The organism is Paenibacillus sp. URB8-2 (genome assembly GCF_013393385.1).
Lineage (GTDB): Bacteria > Bacillota > Bacilli > Paenibacillales > Paenibacillaceae > Paenibacillus_AQ.
In genome coordinates this window covers 4,819,507-4,837,297 of record NZ_AP023239.1, presented here as the reverse complement: position 1 = coordinate 4,837,297, position 17,791 = coordinate 4,819,507, and the positions used below count along the sequence as shown (strand labels likewise).

General features: G+C 55.8%; 22 protein-coding genes. 18 read left to right on the top strand and 4 right to left on the bottom strand.

Features of this window, described 5'->3' with window-relative positions:
• Window positions 1–119 precede the first annotated feature (119 nt).
• Window positions 120–1,397 (bottom strand): MFS transporter, encoded by a 1,278-nt coding sequence (locus PUR_RS22370; RefSeq protein WP_179038032.1) that lies wholly within the window; start codon window positions 1,395–1,397, stop codon window positions 120–122.
• Window positions 1,387–1,914 (bottom strand): ArsR/SmtB family transcription factor, encoded by a 528-nt coding sequence (locus tag PUR_RS22365; protein WP_179037152.1) that lies wholly within the window; start codon window positions 1,912–1,914, stop codon window positions 1,387–1,389. The genes PUR_RS22370 and PUR_RS22365 overlap by 11 nt, the downstream gene beginning before the upstream one ends.
• A 284-nt stretch (window positions 1,915–2,198) precedes the next feature.
• Between PUR_RS22365 and PUR_RS22360 the strand changes: the two genes are divergently transcribed.
• The 5 genes from PUR_RS22360 (at window position 2,199) to PUR_RS22340 (ending at window position 8,403) form a co-directional block, all read left to right on the top strand.
• Window positions 2,199–2,870: a DUF6483 family protein gene (locus tag PUR_RS22360; RefSeq protein ID WP_179037151.1), complete on the top strand. Its 672-nt coding sequence runs from the start codon at window positions 2,199–2,201 to the stop codon at window positions 2,868–2,870.
• Window positions 2,870–3,679, top strand: coding sequence for a PhzF family phenazine biosynthesis protein (locus tag PUR_RS22355; RefSeq protein ID WP_179037150.1), 810 nt, complete (start codon window positions 2,870–2,872; stop codon window positions 3,677–3,679). Before PUR_RS22360 ends, PUR_RS22355 begins: the two co-directional genes overlap by 1 nt.
• A gap of 82 nt (window positions 3,680–3,761) precedes the next feature.
• Window positions 3,762–4,952 (top strand): class I SAM-dependent methyltransferase, encoded by a 1,191-nt coding sequence (locus tag PUR_RS22350; protein WP_179038031.1) that lies wholly within the window; start codon window positions 3,762–3,764, stop codon window positions 4,950–4,952.
• 868 nt (window positions 4,953–5,820) lie between these two features.
• Window positions 5,821–6,837 (top strand): hypothetical protein, encoded by a 1,017-nt coding sequence (locus PUR_RS22345; RefSeq protein ID WP_232101605.1) that lies wholly within the window; start codon window positions 5,821–5,823, stop codon window positions 6,835–6,837.
• Window positions 6,838–7,047: 210 nt separating this feature from the next.
• On the top strand, window positions 7,048–8,403 hold the full coding sequence (locus tag PUR_RS22340; protein ID WP_179037148.1) for an O-antigen ligase family protein: 1,356 nt from the start codon (window positions 7,048–7,050) through the stop codon (window positions 8,401–8,403).
• On the opposite strand, the gene PUR_RS22335 is transcribed toward PUR_RS22340, so the two are convergent.
• Both PUR_RS22335 and PUR_RS22330 read right to left on the bottom strand, forming a co-directional pair.
• Window positions 8,382–9,035 carry an SdpI family protein gene (locus PUR_RS22335; RefSeq protein ID WP_179037147.1) on the bottom strand — a complete coding sequence of 218 codons (654 nt, stop codon included), beginning with the start codon at window positions 9,033–9,035 and terminating at the stop codon, window positions 8,382–8,384. The genes PUR_RS22340 and PUR_RS22335 overlap by 22 nt on opposite strands.
• Before the next feature lie 19 nt (window positions 9,036–9,054).
• Complete coding sequence (locus PUR_RS22330; protein WP_179037146.1) at window positions 9,055–9,333, bottom strand: autorepressor SdpR family transcription factor; 279 nt, start codon at window positions 9,331–9,333, stop codon at window positions 9,055–9,057.
• 235 nt (window positions 9,334–9,568) lie between these two features.
• On the opposite strand from PUR_RS22330, the gene PUR_RS22325 reads away from it, so the two are divergent.
• The 13 genes from PUR_RS22325 (at window position 9,569) to gatA (ending at window position 17,776) form a co-directional block, all read left to right on the top strand.
• A complete protein-coding gene (locus PUR_RS22325; RefSeq protein WP_179037145.1) occupies window positions 9,569–10,186 on the top strand; it encodes an undecaprenyl phosphate transporter UptA in 618 nt (205 codons plus the stop codon).
• Window positions 10,183–10,749, top strand: coding sequence for a thioredoxin family protein (locus PUR_RS22320; protein WP_179037144.1), 567 nt, complete (start codon window positions 10,183–10,185; stop codon window positions 10,747–10,749). Before PUR_RS22325 ends, PUR_RS22320 begins: the two co-directional genes overlap by 4 nt.
• Window positions 10,750–10,752: 3 nt before the next feature.
• A complete protein-coding gene (locus PUR_RS22315; protein WP_179037143.1) occupies window positions 10,753–11,379 on the top strand; it encodes an MBL fold metallo-hydrolase in 627 nt (208 codons plus the stop codon).
• Between the two features lie 250 nt (window positions 11,380–11,629).
• Window positions 11,630–11,929 carry a hypothetical protein gene (locus PUR_RS22310; RefSeq protein WP_179037142.1) on the top strand — a complete coding sequence of 100 codons (300 nt, stop codon included), beginning with the start codon at window positions 11,630–11,632 and terminating at the stop codon, window positions 11,927–11,929.
• A 78-nt stretch (window positions 11,930–12,007) separates the two neighbouring features.
• On the top strand, window positions 12,008–12,538 hold the full coding sequence (gene sigY / locus PUR_RS22305) for an RNA polymerase sigma factor SigY (RefSeq protein WP_179037141.1): 531 nt from the start codon (window positions 12,008–12,010) through the stop codon (window positions 12,536–12,538).
• A complete protein-coding gene (locus tag PUR_RS22300; protein ID WP_179037140.1) occupies window positions 12,531–12,938 on the top strand; it encodes a YxlC family protein in 408 nt (135 codons plus the stop codon). The genes sigY and PUR_RS22300 overlap by 8 nt, the downstream gene beginning before the upstream one ends.
• Complete coding sequence (locus PUR_RS22295) at window positions 12,935–13,177, top strand: hypothetical protein (RefSeq protein WP_179037139.1); 243 nt, start codon at window positions 12,935–12,937, stop codon at window positions 13,175–13,177. The genes PUR_RS22300 and PUR_RS22295 overlap by 4 nt, the downstream gene beginning before the upstream one ends.
• Before the next feature lie 21 nt (window positions 13,178–13,198).
• The gene (locus PUR_RS22290) at window positions 13,199–13,387 is read left to right on the top strand and encodes a PLD nuclease N-terminal domain-containing protein (protein ID WP_179037138.1); all 189 of its coding nucleotides are present in this window, start codon (window positions 13,199–13,201) and stop codon (window positions 13,385–13,387) included.
• Window positions 13,387–14,307, top strand: a complete 921-nt coding sequence (locus PUR_RS22285) for an ABC transporter ATP-binding protein (protein WP_179037137.1) — start codon at window positions 13,387–13,389, stop codon at window positions 14,305–14,307. The genes PUR_RS22290 and PUR_RS22285 overlap by 1 nt, the downstream gene beginning before the upstream one ends.
• Window positions 14,304–15,086: an ABC transporter permease subunit gene (locus PUR_RS22280; protein WP_179037136.1), complete on the top strand. Its 783-nt coding sequence runs from the start codon at window positions 14,304–14,306 to the stop codon at window positions 15,084–15,086. The genes PUR_RS22285 and PUR_RS22280 overlap by 4 nt, the downstream gene beginning before the upstream one ends.
• Window positions 15,087–15,239: 153 nt before the next feature.
• Complete coding sequence (locus PUR_RS22275) at window positions 15,240–15,623, top strand: ATPase (RefSeq protein WP_124697011.1); 384 nt, start codon at window positions 15,240–15,242, stop codon at window positions 15,621–15,623.
• Between the two features lie 382 nt (window positions 15,624–16,005).
• A complete protein-coding gene (gene gatC, locus PUR_RS22270; protein ID WP_124697010.1) occupies window positions 16,006–16,293 on the top strand; it encodes an Asp-tRNA(Asn)/Glu-tRNA(Gln) amidotransferase subunit GatC in 288 nt (95 codons plus the stop codon).
• Window positions 16,294–16,318: 25 nt separating this feature from the next.
• Window positions 16,319–17,776, top strand: a complete 1,458-nt coding sequence (gene gatA / locus PUR_RS22265; protein ID WP_179037135.1) for an Asp-tRNA(Asn)/Glu-tRNA(Gln) amidotransferase subunit GatA — start codon at window positions 16,319–16,321, stop codon at window positions 17,774–17,776.
• Window positions 17,777–17,791 lie beyond the last annotated feature (15 nt).

Sequence of the window (17,791 nt, the reverse complement as noted above, 5' to 3'; positions counted from 1 at the left end):
CTCTTCCAGAGGACGGCGAAGCCGTTTCTTCTTACTTACCCGCTGATATGTTCATAATCTGCCTTGGTCATTCCGTAATACAACAGATCCTCGAATTTGCTCCGAATAACCGCTCCCTCTTACTGAAACCGCCGGATGGAAGGAATACACAGCACCAGAAGTATGGCGGATATGCCGAGCCCGGCGAAAATGGCGATGGTCGCAATGCCTCCGATCCAATCGGCCGTCCAGCCCACAACGATATAGCCGATCGGCAGCAGCGCGAAGGAACCCATCATATCCAGACTCGCCACGCGTCCGAACGCCTCCTGAGGCACTAGATCCTGCAGGCTGATTTCCCAGATCATCGAAAAGAGCATGATGCCGAAGCCCTCCAGAGCGAACAGCGCGATGGCGGCTCCAGCGGTAGGCGCAAAGCTGAGCGAGAGCAGCGCCAGTCCGCTGATCAGGGCGCCGCCGTAAGCGATAAGCCCTCGATTTTTCCATTCGTTCCTCATTCCGAGCAGCAGGCCTGCGATAATGGCGCCCACCCCCGAAAAGGTTACAGCAAGCCCGTACAGATAAGGCTCCCAGCCGTGATGCACTTTGAACAGCCAGGGAATCAACACGCTCGTTACGCCAGTGAAGCAGATGTTGATAAAACAAAAGGCCAGTATGGTAATCCACAGCCACGGATGGCCGCGCAGAATCGCGATGCCTTCCTTGAAGTCGTCCTTCCAGTGAACAGAGTGCCGGAGGGTTGTTTCCTTTGCCTGGGACCGATGCCCAAGAGCCTTACGAAGATACAGCAGACAGACCATGGAGCTCAGGTAAGTGAAAGCGTCAATGCCGAAACCGAAGCCTGCCGACCAATGCGTAATGAGCAGACCGCCCAGCGCGGGACCGATCAGGCGCACCGCCTGGGTCGTTATTTGGGACAAGGAGTTGGCGGCGATACGGATATCGGGCGTGAATACGGAAGCGCGGACCGCGGCATATGCGGGCTGGAACAGACCGTCCAGCATCCCGTATCCTCCGACCAGCACGAGCAGAAGGGGGATGCTCAGCAGATCCGCAAGCGCGAGGACGGCTGTTCCCGTCATAATCAGAAACCGCAGGATATCCGCGAGCAGCATGATTTTGACCCGGTCAACTCTGTCGACAATATGTCCGGCGAAAGGGAGCATCAGCACATTGGGCAGCATATACACGGCCATGACGATGCCCATGGTGGTGGTAGACCCTGTCAGCGAATAAACGAGCACGGGCAGAATGACCATCGTAATCGAACTGCCCAGGAAGGAAATCAGGTGACCGAGCCATAAAAAAGGAAAAGCCCGCGACTGCGCAAAAGGCGCCGCAAACCTCCGCAGCGGGCCGGGCGCCGACTGTTTCGATGTTACCGTTTCAAGGGGCATCATGCTGCCCACCTCCGTTCCCGTTCCCGGCGTCGGCGGGATGAAGCAGCCGTCCGATAATCATTTCAACTCCGTATTCTTCCCCATGGGTCGCCTTTGCCTCCCATTGACCGATCAGCTGCATCACATCCTGCCGGAACAAGCTCAATTCTTCCGCCGACAGGCTGAGTCTGGTTGTGAAATGCTCGACGGTATCCTCCTTACGGAACCCGAATCCGCTAAAGTTCGGCGAACGGAACCAAGTCGCCTTGGAGCGGTAGAACTTCTGCATAATCCCGCCGGCGGCCTCGGTCCGCACAAGCTCCAGCATCCCGCCTTCGAACAGCTTTTGAATGTGGTAATGAATATTTCCGGGCGTCTTGCCCAATTTTTCGGCCACCTGCTTCGAGGTCAGGGGATCGCCTGCGAGCGCGTGCATAATTTTGATGCGCAGTGCGCTCTGCAGCAGCTTCTCCTGATCATCGGAAATGGGCAGCAGGGCGGATTCCAGCTTGCTGATTTCGGATTCGTCGTTCATAGGTTGGACCTCCTGTTGTAACAATGGCTTTTAAAATAATTGCTGATCGGACTTTTCATTGTGTTGATTAAATTTGGCATGCATAACAATCTAATTTGGCATGGTAATCTAATTTGAAATAATAATCTGAATAGCAGTTCGATCTGTAATCCAGATCATTCTTGATTACAGGTTAATATGAATCAATCCGATATGTCAATATTTGAATTTGGAGCCAGGTGGAATTGCACAGGGGAATGGTTTAAGATAAGGCGTAAAGCTATGCTGCGGAGGAGGCGAAACGGATGTTCCGTAGAGATTACATCGTCCGGATGATCGAGGATATGACGGGGATGATCGCCAAGGTATTCGTTCTGAAACAGGAGCGCAAGACAACTGAAGCGTTATGGGAAGTAGACGAACTGCTGAACAAGCATTTCAGATTAAACTCCCGCCTGCTGAATTCGCTGTCCGTGGAGGATATTATCGAAATGTTCCGCCTTGGCGGAGGAATAGAAAGCGACAAGCTCCAGGGGATGGCCCGTCTGCTGTATGAGGAAGGAACCATATATGCAGCGGCGGGCAATCTTCCCGAATCGCTGCCCCGGCTGATGAAGGCGCTGCACTTGTACCTGTATTCCGCGCTTCACGGCGCCGACCGCGAGCTGCTGGGGTTGCCGAAGGAGATTGACGATTGTTTAAAAGATGTGGAAGCCTACCGTCTTCCGGCGAAGACCGATCGGCTTCTCATGTCCTATATGGAATCCGTCGGACGCTATGGCAAGGCGGAGGATTCGCTGTACCGATTGATGGAACAGGGTAAGGCGACCGCAAAGGAAGGCGAGGAGCTGTATGACCGTCTGCTTGAAAAAGATCCCGGCGAGCTGGAACGGGGTAATCTCCCTCTGGAAGAAGTAAGACAGGGCCGGCAAGAATGGTTGAATTTGAACCGGCAGACAAAGGAGACGGGTGTATAATGAGCGTTCCCATTTATATCGTCGATGCTTTTACCGAGCATGCCTTTGCGGGCAATCCGGCTGCGGTATGCCTGCTGGAGCAGCCTGCCTCGGAAGAGTTCATGTCGCTGACGGCGTCGGAAATGAATCTGTCGGAAACGGCGTTTCTGTGGCCGGAGAATGGTGGAGGCTACCGGCTGCGCTGGTTTACACCCGCAGCCGAGGTGAAGCTGTGCGGGCATGCCACGCTCGCAAGCGCCCATATCCTCTGGGAGACCGGACGTCTTCCGCGTGAGAAGCGGGCGGAATTTCACACGCTGAGCGGCCTGCTTACGGCGGAGCGGAGCGAAGGCGGAATTACGCTTTGCTTTCCCGCTTACGATCTGTTCCCGGCGGAGCCGATGCCGGGGCTGGCCGACGCGCTGGGAGCGGAAGCGGAGGACATTGAGGAAGTATTTTTCTATGCCGATAACGCGCTGGGCCGCCTCCGGGATGAGTCTGTGCTAAGGAGCCTGAGTCCGGATTTTTCCGCACTGAAGAGCCTGCCGCCCCGCGCCGTTGCGGTAACCGCCAAAGGAGGCGGGGAGGGCATCGATTTTGTATCCCGTTTCTTTGCGCCCGGCATCGGCGTGAACGAAGACCCCGTAACCGGCTCCGCGCATACGGCTCTCGCCCCTTACTGGGCGGACAAGCTGAAGCGCCGGGAGCTGACCGCTTATCAGGCATCCCGCCGCGGAGGAATACTCCGGCTTAGAATAAGCGAAGACAAGGTCTTCCTGACCGGCCATGCGGTGACGGTTGTCAGCGGATTGTTCCATGCCCGGCCCTAGCGGGAATCCTTGGGTGAATCAAGCGTCAGCCGCAAAGAAGCCGTAGGCTCCATTTATTAATTTTTGAAAGCGGGTTGTGATTGTGGAATCCCTGAATACTCTGATTGAACGCTTAATTGAAGGACGTTCCCTGATTGCTGGAACCCTGAGCCAGCTGCGCAAAAAGGACGGGGCCTCTTACTCCAAAGTGGGCATCAAGCCCGTGCAGCTAAAAAATGGATTGCATTACCAGTTTGCCTATTATACCGGCTCCCAGGTGGAGCATAGGAATATCCCCGCCGAATCCGCGGCGGATGAGCTGAAATTGCTGCTGGGCGATGTCTTCCGGCAGGGACTGCTTTGTACAGAGGAAGCGGATTACCAGGTGCTGATCAGCAAAAAGCTAAAAGCGACGATCCTCACCAAACCGCCAACGAAAAAAGCCGCAGCCGACCTCTCCCATAACCGGCGCAAACAGTATGTGCTGGAGGAGGGCGAACCGGTGCCATTTCTGATCGAGCTCGGCATCATGAACGACAGCGGAAAGGTGCATGCCAAGAAATATGACAAGTTCCGCCAGATCAACCGGTTCCTTGAGATGGTGGAGGATGTGCTGCCTTCTCTCCCGGCGGGCAGGCCGCTGACGATCGTTGATTTCGGCTGCGGCAAATCGTATTTGACGTTTGCGCTGTATCATTATTTGGCTGTTAGGGAAAAGCGGGAGCTGAACATTGTCGGACTTGATCTCAAAGCCGATGTGATTGCCCATTGCAGCGCTCTTGCGGACAAGCTGGGATATGACAAGCTCCGCTTTCTTGTCGGCGACATCGCCGATTACAACGAGCTGGACCGGGTCGATATGGTCGTCACGCTGCATGCCTGCGATACCGCGACCGATGCCGCGCTGGAAAAAGCGGTGCGCTGGGGCGCCTCGGTCATCCTGTCGGTTCCCTGCTGCCAGCATGAACTGTTCGCCCAGATCGAGAACGAAATCATGGAGCCGCTGCTGTCGCACGGCATCCTCAAGGAGCGCTTCTCCGCCCTGGCGACCGACGCGATCCGGGCGAAGCTGCTTGATCTCATGGGCTATCGCACCCAGCTGCTTGAATTTATCGACATGGAGCATACGCCCAAAAATATTTTGATCCGCGCGGTCAAAAGCGGCAGCGGCGACAGCGATGCAAAATGGCGCGAATATACGGCATTCCGCGATTTTTTGGGAGCGAAGCCTTATCTGGAGCGCGTGTGCGCCGATCTGCTTCCCACAGCCCCAACCGTACCGAAGAGCCATTAAAAACCTGCCGAACATCATATACGCCGATAGCAGATATGGGTAACGAAACGGGCAGCCTTCTGAATAGGAGGCTGCCCGTTTTTGCTATTGCAGCCGCAAAGCAAGCACGGGAATGAAGTAATTACAATAGTATTTAACAGCCAACTGGGAAAAGCGGCTCCTTCCTAAAAATTTGCACTTATCTTTTGCTGAAAAAACCGCTTTGTCGATGCTGTACTCCTCTACTTTACGCACTCCTAGTAGGAGCTTCAATGCCTTTTTCGTGCCAAAAACCGAAGCGGAACGCTTAGGAATTAAAGGGGAAAACGCTATCTAAATTCAGTGTTTTTCTTATTCTATTTGAATTAAATGGAATTCTTCCATCTAATTCCGGGGGAGAAAGGTATGGAAGAGGTTTTAATCCGAATAAAAGGGATAAATTCCCTCTAAACTCCAATTTATTGGGTTTCCCCCTGAATAAGCTGGAGTTTTTCCTTATAATTTTGCAATAACGCAGACAACGAGTCTTATACTTGCCGGGCTATTGCCAGCGTTCGGCAGCAGAGATGATGCACCGCAGTCTTGGCAACGTTTTTCCACGCATCTTAACGGGCGTCGGCGTTCTGGCCAGCACGTTGCCTACCACCTCCGTTTCGCTGACCAGTTTTTTTAGGATGTCCGTGAGATTATGAATGGTAATTCATTTTTGCCTGAACTCTATCGGTTGTTTGTCTACTGGTTAAGCCTGTTAGTCTGCGGGGGTGGTTGAGGGAGAAGGAGTACCGGAGGCAGCCTGTTGCCGCTCTGCACCTGCGCTTGAAAGAAGGTTGTTTCCCTGAGAAAAAACACGGCAACAATGAAGCTAACGAACAATATGGGAGACAGGGCGATGCGAAACAGCAGCGACAGCCGATGGGCTGAAAAGTTACAGTTGAGGGATATAGGTGCGGCAATGGCTGCGGGGCTTGCGGCTGTCGCCTGTGTGAAGCGGGGGCTGTTCTTCCCGGAGGACGGGTATCCCATTTGGACGATCTGGTTCCTGCTGTGCGGAGCCGCTGCGGCCAGCCTTCTCCAAGGAGGAGGGGAGCGCAGACAGGCATGGAATGGGAACTGGGCTCATACAATCATGCTCGGCGGCCTCGTCGTGATGATTATTCTGTATGCCGCCGATTGGATAAGAGGCCCCTTATCCGCACAGGGGACGATGAACGAATTGCTGCGCTGGAGCGGATTCGCCAGCTTCGCTATCCTGGTCTGGACGGCCGCGTCGGGTTACAGCGCAGGCCGGCTGCTTTGGGCTGCCTGGCATGCGGTGGGCATGCTTCTATGTTTGAGTGGACTGCTTTCCTTTTGCGGGGCGCTCCCTATTCCGTATGCGGTATTGAACAGCGCCTCGCCCGAAGTCAGCGCCGCGGGCGCAAGACTTGGAGGGCTGCTGCAATATCCGAACGCCTTCGGCGCGGCGATGGCCGTTTTTCTGCTGGAGCGGCTGTTCGCGGCCGCTCAAAGCTGCGCCGATCATAGTGGTAAGCGGCTCGAACGGAATAGCGAGGGCGGAGGCGTTGCGCTTTCTTACCGGCGAGATGCTGGGCTAAGCCTGAAAGGTAAGGACGGAGGAGGCATACTTTCGGGCTGGACAGGCAGCGGCAGGAACGGCTCCGGTTGGAAGGGCAGAGAACCGGTGGCAAAGCAAGCGGAGCCCTTTGGCTTTGGCCACCGCAGAACGGCCAAAGGGCCCCTGCGCGGCGAGCTGCTTCGCCTGGCGCCGCTGTTCCCGTACGCCGCCGCGCTGCTGCTCAGCGAGTCGCGCGGCGCGTGGCTGGCGGCGGCCTGCGCCGCTGCCGCCGCCCTGCCCCTGCAGCGGCGGCTCGCCCTGCCGCTGCTTGCCGCCGGTGCCGCCCCCTAGCGGCGGCGGCGCTGCTCTACCGCGGGCTGGCCGCCCTGCCCGCGGCTCCCCTGCCCGGCCTGCCGCTGCTGGCCGGGCTCTGGGCCGGCGCGCTGGCCGCCGGCCTGTGGCTGGGCCGCCGCGCGCAGCACGCGGCCGGTCGGGGGCGCGCCGCCGCGCTGACGCTGGCGGCGCTGGCCTGGACGGCGGGCGGAGCCGCCGTCCTGACTCTTGTGCGCGCGGGGGACGGGACCGTCTTCGACGGTCGCCGCGCGCGGGCTGATGTACCGCGACGCCCTGCGGTTCGCGGCGGAGGCGCCCTGGCTGGGCCGGGGCGGGGAGACTTGGCGCAGCGCCTATCTCGCCGTCCAGTCCCGCCCCTATGTGGGCAGCCAGGTGCACAGCGGATACCTCGATCTCCTCCTGAACGTCGGAGTCATTGGAGCAGCGGCCGCCGCCATAAGCCTTGCGGCGGCGGGCTGGCTGATCAGCGCCCATTCCCGGCGGCTGCTGCCTCCGTTTCTGGTCATCATCCTGCACGGCGCCGTCGATTTCGACTGGAGCTACGGCCTGTTCTGGCTGCTGCTGTTCTGGCTGCCCGCGCTGGCCATAGCCGAAGCCGTCAAGGCCGGAAGTCTTTCCGGTCGGCGTCCATCCGCATGGAGACTACCTGCAAAGATTCTCCCTGCAAAGCGTACGCCCTTAAAGTATTTGACACCGAAGCATACGCCCACAGATCACTTATCCAGGTTTTCAACTTTAGAGCATACGCCCACAGATCACTTATCCAGGTTTTCAACTTTAGAGCATACGCCTACAGATCACTTATCCAGCTTCTCACCCCCGAAGCGTATGCACCCAATTCCTGCATCTGCCGGGCACTCGCCCGCCGGGGGCCGGCGGAGAAAGAAGTCCCTTAACCTGTACCCACTTGCCCGAAGTCTGACGGCAGCCGGAGTCTGCTGCCTGCTGCTTGCGCTCAGTCTTATATCTTTCCGCGCCTACCGGGGAGAAGCGCTGTACCGCGCGGCGGCATCGGCACGCCAGACGCAGGAGACGCTTGTTCTGCTGGAACGGTCGCTCTCCTGGAACCCGTTGTCTCCGAAGAGCGCCTTGGCGCTGTCTTCTCTTCTTGCGCCTGAACGGAGGGAGGAAATATTAACGGCAGGCCTGCGCTATTCGCCGATAAACCCTGCATTAACCTGGGCGATGGCCGAAGCTGTCTCGGAGACAGGACCTCCGGGCGAAGCTTTGTACTGGCTGCACCGGGGGCAGCGGCTTGACGTTTTTAATTACGTTAAACGAACGGAAGCCATAGGGCGAATGCTGACGATGGGGGAGCGTTACCTGGCAAAGGGAGACGGAAGAGAAGCGCTGCGCTGCGCGGAAATGGGGCGGGAACTGCTGAGACAGTATTTTTTGCTTGCGGCAGAAACGGCGGGAACGGCCTTGCACAACGACCGGAACTTCCGGTATACGGCCGAAGCCCGCGCCCTTTATGAGCGAATGGAAGCCCTGAAGCGGGAGGCATCAGGGCTGAAGGGGCAACGTAAGGTGGCCGGAGCCTACACTCTTAAGCGGCGGTAAGCCGCCCACGAATATACACATGGGAATACGACGGCAAGCAGAAGCGCGGCGATCATAGTAAAGGTAAACCATTTTCCTGGAAGAAATGCGCTAATGATAATAACGATGCCCGCCGCCAACCAGAGCGCTCCGGCGAGACGATGGGTTCTTCGCCACACTTCCGGACTGGCCAGCGTCCAGGGTGTCTTCACGCCGAGAAAGTAGTTGTCCTTCACCTGCGGCATATAATTGCCGATGACAATAAATGCCGCTCCGAGCACGGCGATTGCAATTCTGGAGCCCGGCAGGGAGATGCCAAGCCCGTATAATACGGAAACGGCAAGTACGGAGTCGATGATCAGGGATACGGCCAGGCGGATCATCGCATAGGCATTCTCGAATTTGGTATAGCGCTCTTTTTTCGGATCGAGGGAACGCGTAATCTGCATCAATACCGGCAGCAGAACCCCAAGCCCGCCAAACATCAAAATTACCGAGCTTTTTTTCCAAAATTCGTCGAATTCTCCCGATATGCCGATATGAGCCGGGAGCTGCGCGGGCAGCCGGTGGTAATTGACCAGAGCGAAGCCGACCGTAAGCAGACCCGCCGCAACGGCAACAGTGTCCTGCCACTTCCATTTGAAATTTTCCATCGCATTATCCTCCGATTTTTTATTTCCCTTTTTTGTCCTGGGGACCATCCTTCAGTTCCAGCAGCCAGCTCAGCACCTCATCCAAAACGGTGGTATTAAGGGTGTAGCGGATGAACTGCCCCTGGCGCTCGTCCTGCACGAGTCCCGCAGTTTTAAGCGCATTCAGGTGATGGGAAATACTCGGTTTGGACATGTTGAAAAATTCGGCGATTTCCCCTGCGGTCCGGTCCTTGTCGCGCAGCAGACGGATGATTTGCCGGCGGGTAGGGTCGGCCAGCGCTTTAAAGGAGTCGTTCATCTTTTTCAATAACCTTTCGATATTTAGATAATTGTTTAAATGTATAATAGCCAAGGACAACCCGCTATGTCAATGACCGAAGTTCCATTCTCTCCGCCAAACTAGAAGTCGTAAGCATCCCTATGCTAGAATAGGCTAATAGAAACCTACTGCATAGACAAGAATGCAAGCAAGGGTCCGGGGTTGTACATAGGGCACTGACGGCATTCAGTAAAAACGGGAGGAGGAACGAAAGTTGCATGTCATTTCAGATCTGGTCTCGCAGCTGTTTGAATGGATTCAAAGTTTGGGATACATCGGTATCATGATCGGACTTATGATTGAAGTCATACCGAGCGAAATCGTCCTGGCCTACGGCGGTTATTTAGTTCATTTGGGAGAGATTAATTTCTTCGGGGCCGTTCTCTTCGGTACGATAGGCGGGGTGATCGCTCAGATTTTCGTGTACTGGATCGGACGCTACGGCGGCAGGCCGGTGCTGGAGCGGTACGGCAAATACATTTTTATCAAAAAGCACCATATCGACCATGCGGAAGCCTGGTTTGAGAAGTACGGCACCGGCGTTATTTTTACGGCTCGGTTTATTCCGGTCGTGCGGCACGCCATTTCCGTCCCGGCGGGGATTTCACGTATGCCGCTCTGGCGGTTTATTGTGCTGACGACGCTGGCCGTCATTCCCTGGAGCGTTTTATTTGTTTATCTCGGCATGAGCCTGGGTGAAAATTGGGAGAATATTGATGAAAAAGCCTCCGCGTATACGCATGAAATCATCATCGGAGCCATCGCGCTGATCGTGGTTTATTTTCTATTTAAGTGGATCCACTCCAAAAAGAAAAGAGGTAATGCGGCATGAAGCAAAATCTCGCCTCCAAATTCGGACAGGGCCTGACGCCCCGTCAATTCGTGGAGGGCATGACGAAGAACCAGCAGGCGTTTGAATCCTGGTATGAAGCTTTTTCCTGGCAGAACGAGAGCGATCGGGAGTTTTTTGAAAGCCTCAACCACCGCGACGATCTGCGCTCGCTTATTTTGGCCGCCGACTGGTGCGGCGACGTCGTCCGCAATGTGCCTGCCGTATTCCGGATTTTGGAGACGGCCGGCATCCGGGCGGAAGTGCTCATTCTGGAGGATAATCAGGATGTGATGGACGATTATCTGACCATGGGCGGACGTGCGGTGCCGATCGTCATTATCGCGGATACTGGCGGTCATGTGCTAGGACATTGGGGTCCTCGCCCCCAGCATGTACAGACGCTGATGAATGATTTTAAGAGAGAGAATCCGGACCGCGAGGCTCCGGACTATGAAGCCAAAATCGCAGAGGTCCGCAAGGCGATGGGCCAAGCTTACGGGGAGGGAACGGAATATCAGGCCGTGATCGTCAAGGAACTGCGCGAACTGATTTCCGGTTTTTAAGCCATGCTGAACATTCGGAGTTTTAATCTCGGTCCTTTGCAGACCAACGCCTATCTGTTGACGGGAACGGACCCCGCCAAAGGCATCATTATCGACCCCGGCATGAACCCGGCTCCGCTTGTGCGGGCCATTCAGGACATGGAGATCGAGGCGATTCTGCTGACGCATGCGCATTTTGACCATATCGGCGGCGTCGACGAGATCCGCAAGCTGAAGAACTGCCCGGTCTATCTTCATGCCTTGGAGAGCGACTGGCTGACAAGCGCCAAGCTGAACGGCTCGCTTATGTGGCCGAACGTATCGCCGCCGATTACGACGGACCCCGCCGAGTTCGATCTGGACGAGGGTCAGACCCTTGAACTCATCGGCCATACATTCCGCGTCTTCCACACCCCGGGCCATTCTCCGGGAAGCGTAAGCTTTTTGTGCGGAAGCGACTTGTTCTCCGGCGATGTGCTGTTCCGGCTGAGTGTCGGACGGACGGATTTGCCGGGCGGAAGAGAGCGCGATCTGCTGGACTCCATCCAGAACAAGCTGTTCAAGATGGACGACGATGTGACTGTACACCCGGGGCACGGCCCAAGGACGAGGATCGGCTTTGAGTGCGCCAACAATCCTTATGCATCTTGACGGAAGGCATCAGCAATCGACAAAAAACGAGAAATAGGCTGGACAAAAGACTACAAACTTGCTACAATGATGTTAATTAAATGTAACATTTACCTTGCGAAGCACGCAGACTGTGGAATCATCCCGGTTTGCGTTCTTTTTTTATGCCTTGCGTCTTATTAATTTGTCATATATTACAAGAAATGGTCCTGTCCTTAAAAGGACGGCGAGCCGTTTCTTCCTGGATAAAGGGTGAACGGAGGGACTGTTGTTGAATAGCAAGATAAGCCATCTTCTCGATTACGGCGATTACTATGATCGAATCGAAGCTGCCCTAGAGAAGGAAGGAACGGACCGCGAACGGATTGGCGCCCAGGATGAAGAGGCGAAGACAATAGGCCGATACAGTATCCGGGAGGATGCTGCCGCATATTACGGCGCCGAGGAGCGCTTGGCCGAAACGCGTCATCCTGCGGGGTACGTTCCTTTGTTCTGGAGTTTCCCGGAGGGAAGGGGAGCGAGGCAGCCCTGGAGACGCAAGCTGTGGGAGCACCAAAGAGATGAATTGTAAATTTTTTTTGGAAGCCTTTGAACGATTTCTTCATGCCAATCGTATTACATATGAAAAAAATAAACGGCGGGAGAACCGATGAGCGACGAGGAACTTGGATTGATCCGCCAGGCGCAGCACGGTGACCGTTTTGCGCTGGCGCAGCTGTTTCAGAATCACTATTCTTTTTTGTACAAATATTTGCTGAAAGCAACAATGGACCCTCAGCTGGCGGAAGACGTCACCCAGGATACGATAGTCAGATGCATGGAGAAGATGACTTCATACAACGGTTCATCCTCGTTCTCATCCTGGATGATTACGATAGCGACCCGGTTGTATATCGACAGGCTGAGACGGCGCAGCCGTGAAGAAGAGTGGATTCGGCGGGAGCAGGGCATGCGGTCGATCCGCTGGCAATTCGAGACTAAAGGCGAAGAGTGGAGCGATGTGCTGGACTCTCTTTCCCGCGTTTCTTCTCCCCAGCGGATTGCACTGCTGCTCAAGCATTACTACGGCTACAGCTATGGGGAGATCGGCAAAATTCTGGGAATCCCTGAAGGGACGGCCAAGTCGCGCGCGGCGTATGGACTGAAGCAGCTGCGAGAGGAGATGAAAATGGATGACTAACGACATGACCGGTCCGGATAACGGCCGCAAGCCGGGGGATGCGCCGGATAAGGAAGGCCGGCTGAAGGCTGCGGAAGGGCCAGTGCCGGCGGAAATTGCGCTGCCGGAGCTTTTAGCGGGCTTGGAACGGCTGGACCGCGCGTACGACGATGAAGCCGGACCGCCTCCGCTAGGCATGTTGCAGGCCCAGCTTATTGCCGCATCCGAAAGACATCGCCGCCGGGCGCTGCGGGAATGGCTGCTGTTCGGGCTTGTCTCCCTGTTTATTCTCGGGTTCTCCCTGCTCGCGATCACTTCGGCGCCGCCGGTGTATTGGACGGTTCAAGGGCTTGTTCCTATCGCAGGAATTATAGCGGCGGCAATGCGTCGCGGGCGGAAAGGGCGCGGTGAACGGAGATGAAAGAGCAATCCAGTATGCCTTTATGGGCTTGGGCCGTACTCGCGACGGTGCTGATGACCCAGGGCGCGCTGTTGTTTCGTGACGCCCGCGCCCGGGGAAGGTGGCACTGGTTCTGGGGGTTGTGGGGAATGACAACGTTCCCATTACCGACGGTTCTCTATCTGCTGCTTGTTGTATTTCCCGAAAACCGTCAGAAACGGAAGGAAATCGCGGAAGAGGATAAGAGGATCAGGAAATAAATTCTAAGGGTGGAATGTGGTATGAAGACAATCGATTTGTCATTGCTATGGCCGCTCTTTGCGCTGCAGGGATTGCTGGCCGTCATCGGACTGGTCTCCCTGGCCAGAGCGCGCAGTGTGCGCGGACCGAAGTGGATGTGGGCAATCATTATTCTGCTCGGCAATCTGCTCGGCAGCCTTGCCTATTTTACGATTGGGAGGAAAGAATAATGCCGCCGCTGCTTCAAGTTTCGGGACTTCACAAGGTTTTTCACGGGCAACCTTCCGTGGACGGAATCAGCTTTAACATGGAGCAGGGGCGCTGCGTCGCCCTGCTTGGCCCCAATGGCGCCGGCAAGACGACCACGCTGCGAATGCTTGCGGGCCTGTTAAACCCAAGCCGTGGGAGTATTTTATTCAACGGTAAGCCGATTGGGAAGGATTACCGCAAGCAGATTGGTTATCTTCCCCAATCCCCCTCTTTCTATAACTGGATGACCGGGGAAGAGTATCTCCTCTTCGCTTCAAGACTTAGCGGTATGGGCAGGAAGGAGGCTGCGGGCCGGGCAGAGGCCATGCTTGAGCGGATGGGGCTTAAAGACGCCGCGAAGCGACGGATCGGCGGCTACTCCGGAGGCATGAAGCAGCGCCTGGGGCTTGCGCAGGCGCTTGTACACGCCCCGCGCCTCCTGCTGCTGGATGAGCCGGTATCGGCGCTTGATCCGATCGGCCGCCGCGAGATTATGGAACTGCTGCGTGAAATCGGCAGGGAGACCAGCGTTATTTTTTCAACGCATGTGCTGCATGATGCCGAAGAGGTCTGTGACGACATTATTATGATGAATCATGGAGTCATTGCCGAGCAGGGGTCGCTGTCTTCCCTTCGAGCCAAGTACAACCGGCCGGTCATTACCCTGCGCGTGGAGCAGCGGAAGGAAGCTCTGCTGTGGCTTGAAACACTGAATACCCGTTCTTATATTCACGAGAGCCGCATGGAAGGAGACGGCTCCGTATTTCTGAAGGTAGGGGACATGGAGGCTGCAAGGTCCGCGATTCTCCGGGAAGCGGCCGATCGCGGAATTCCGCTGATGCGCTTCGAAGCGGGTTCCCTGTCTCTGGAAGACGTATTCATGGAAGCGGTGGGAGTATGAGAAACGCTTTGATTTTTTACAGGAAAGAAATGCTGGAGGCGGTTCGCAGCTACAAGCTGCTGTGGATACCGGTCGTATTTATCATCCTCGGCATAATGCAGCCGATATCGGCCTATTATATGCCTGAGATTTTGAGAATGTCGGGCGATATGCCCCCGGGGATGCTGGAATTGTACAAGATGCCGGGAGCGGGGGAAGTCATGGCCAAGTCGATCGGGCAGTACGGCACAATCGGCCTGCTGGTGCTCGCGCTTTCGGCGATGAACAGCTTTGCCGGCGAGCGGGAGGGAGGAGCCGCGGAGCTGGTGCTGGCCAGGCCGCTGACTCCATTTGCGGCCGCTTCCGCCAAATGGCTGGCGCAGCTGACTTTACTCGCTCTGTCTTTGGGGCTAGGAGCCGCATTCGCAGGCTATTATACCATTCGGTTAATCGGCAGCCTTTCCTGGAGCGAGGTGCTGGCCGCGTCGGCCCTGTACGGATTATGGCTGATGTGCGCTGTCTCGCTTACGCTCCTGTTCAGCGCCTGCCTCCGCGCTCCGGCCGCGGCCTTTCTGTCGCTCGCGGCCGCGGCGGGATTGGCGCTGCTGCACTCTTTGCTGCCCCGGCCGCTGAACTGGTCGCCTGCCGCTCTGCCGCAGCTGTCTGCGCAGGCGCTCACGCAGCAGACCGCCGCGCCGGTCGCTTGGATTTTTCCGGTACTGTCGGGAATTGCGCTCATTGTTCTTTGCTTTTTGGGCGCCTCGCTATCGTTTGGACGCAATAAACTGCCGCGATTTTAGTCCTTCGCCGAAAATGTAACAACTTTTTTTCAATTTCATATTTTTGAGTATATTTTCAATTTTGCGCCGTTTCTTCCTGTAGACAGGTCTATCATTTTTTAGTAGACTGTGAAAAAGCACAACACGAAAGATATTGGCTCAGGAGGTAGGGCGATGCTGCGTTTAGGAGAAAAGGTTGTCATTGTCGCGGACGCTTTCGAGCAGAATCTTCCTATCGGGGATTACGGATACGTGATCGCTTACGACCGCAATCCTGATAATGCGTTTGATTATGTCATTCGCATCCCTCAGGCGAACCGGAACTTCTACGTCACGGCGGAAGACGTCGAGACGGAAGCGGATCTGCTGGTTGAGGAAGCGGAGAGAACTACGCGAGAGGCATTGATCGATTATGCCTTGTCCACGCACAACGAGAAGCTGTTTTACCAATTGATGAACGGTGAGGCCGAGCAGGCGGAAGATATAGAGACTAGTCTCAAGGAAAACATGTCCCAGGCGGAATTCATCAAACAGGTGAATCTCCGGGCCTGGATTTAAGAAAAGCCGGCGCAAGCCGGTTTTTTTCAAAATATAAGAAAGTATAAGCCTCGCGCTTATCTTTTTCCTTATATTTTGACGGGAAACGGGGCCTCTCCTTAAAGGAAGGCGCAGCGTTTCTTCTTGGATATCGGAAAGCTTAGCTTCCCGATTATAATAACTGCTGCCAAGGGAGAACTCGGCTTAAGAGGGACTCAGGCAGCTTTTTACAAAAGCACCCGTTCGGTGCTTTTCTTGTTTTCGTCCGTTTCCATAGGTTTTATCAGGTGTATATTCCCTGCATCCCGCGGAGCATAACCGCATTGAATTGTCCACGTTTCTACAATATAATTAGTAACGTTATCCGGGCGCTTTAGCCCTTTAAACAGGAGGGATACGCAAAATGAGCATTACCATCAAGGATGTGCAGCATGTGGCCCGGCTGGCCCGCCTGCATTTAAGCCCGGAAGAAGAGGCTATGTTTACGGAGCAGATGAACGCCATTTTACAATATGCGGAGAAATTGGGCGGACTGGATACGGAAGGCGTCCAGCCGACGACACATGTGCTGCATGTCAGCAATGTCATGCGCGAGGATGTCGTGAAGGAGAGCCTTTCCGTTGAGGACGCGATGCTGAACGCGCCGGAAGAAGAGGATGGACAATTTAAAGTGCCGGCGGTTTTGGAATAATCTGAATAGGTAGGGAGATGACATTTTGAGCCTGTTTCAATATCGGTTGTCTGAATTACATAATATGCTGCATGCCTCGCAAACCTCGGCCAGCGAGCTGACCGAGGAGTCCCTGTCGGCAATTGCACGGGTGGATGGCGATGTGCACGCTTTCCTGACGCTTAATGAAGAAGGCGCCCGCGCGGCGGCCCGTCAACTGGATGACAAGCTGGCCTCCGGAGCGGCAAGAGGTTTGCTGTTTGGGCTGCCTGCGGGCATCAAGGACAACATTGTGACCAAAGGGCTGCGTACGACCTGTGCGAGCCGTTTTCTGGATAATTATCAGCCGATTTACGACGCGACCGTTGCCGCCAAGCTTCGCCAGGCGGATGCCGTGACGATCGGCAAGCTGAATATGGACGAGTTCGCCATGGGCGGCTCGAACGAGAACTCCGCTTACGGAGCGGTGCGCAATCCCTGGGATTTGGAACGCGTGCCCGGCGGTTCCAGCGGCGGCTCAGCTGCGGCGGTGGCTGCAGGCGAGGTATTCTTTGCCCTCGGCTCCGACACCGGCGGCTCGATCCGCCAGCCCGCTTCGTACTGCGGCGTTGTCGGCCTGAAGCCGACCTACGGGCTCGTCTCCCGCTACGGCCTCGTGGCGTTCGCGTCCTCGCTTGACCAGATCGGACCGCTGACGCGGACCGTTGAGGACTCCGCCTATGTGCTGCAGGCGATTGCCGGCTATGACGCCCAGGATTCCACGTCCGCCAAGGTCGACATTCCCGACTATTTGAGCGCCCTTACCGGCGATATCAAAGGCCTGCGCATTGCCGTGCCGAAGGAATACATCGGCGAAGGCGTCGACGCTTCCGTCCGCGAGACGGTACTGTCTGCGCTTAAAGTGCTGGAAGATCTCGGCGCGGTTTGGGAAGAGGTTTCCCTCCCGCATACCGAATATGCGGTAGCGACCTATTATCTGCTCGCTTCCTCGGAGGCTTCCTCCAATCTGGCCCGCTTCGACGGGGTGCGCTACGGCGTTCGTGTCGACGAGGGCGGCGGTCTGCTCGATCTGTATCACAACTCGCGCAGCCATGGTTTTGGCCCGGAAGTGAAGCGCCGGATTATGCTCGGAACCTATGCGCTCAGCTCGGGCTACTACGATGCCTATTATTTGAAGGCACAGAAAGTGCGTACGCTGATCAAGCAGGATTTTGACGAAGTATTTAAGAAATACGATGTGGTAATCGGTCCGACCGCGCCTACGACGGCATTTAAGCTTGGCTCCCAGACCGAGGACCCGCTTACCATGTACTTGAACGATATTTTGACCATTCCGGTCAATCTTGCCGGCATCCCCGCAGTCAGCATTCCTTGCGGTTTTGCCGAAGGACTGCCTGTCGGGCTGCAGATAATAGGCAAAGAATTCGATGAAAGCACGGTGCTGCGCGTCGCGCACGCCTATGAACAGCATACCGATCATCATAAGCAGCGTCCGCAGCTGTAGACGGTCCATAAGGAG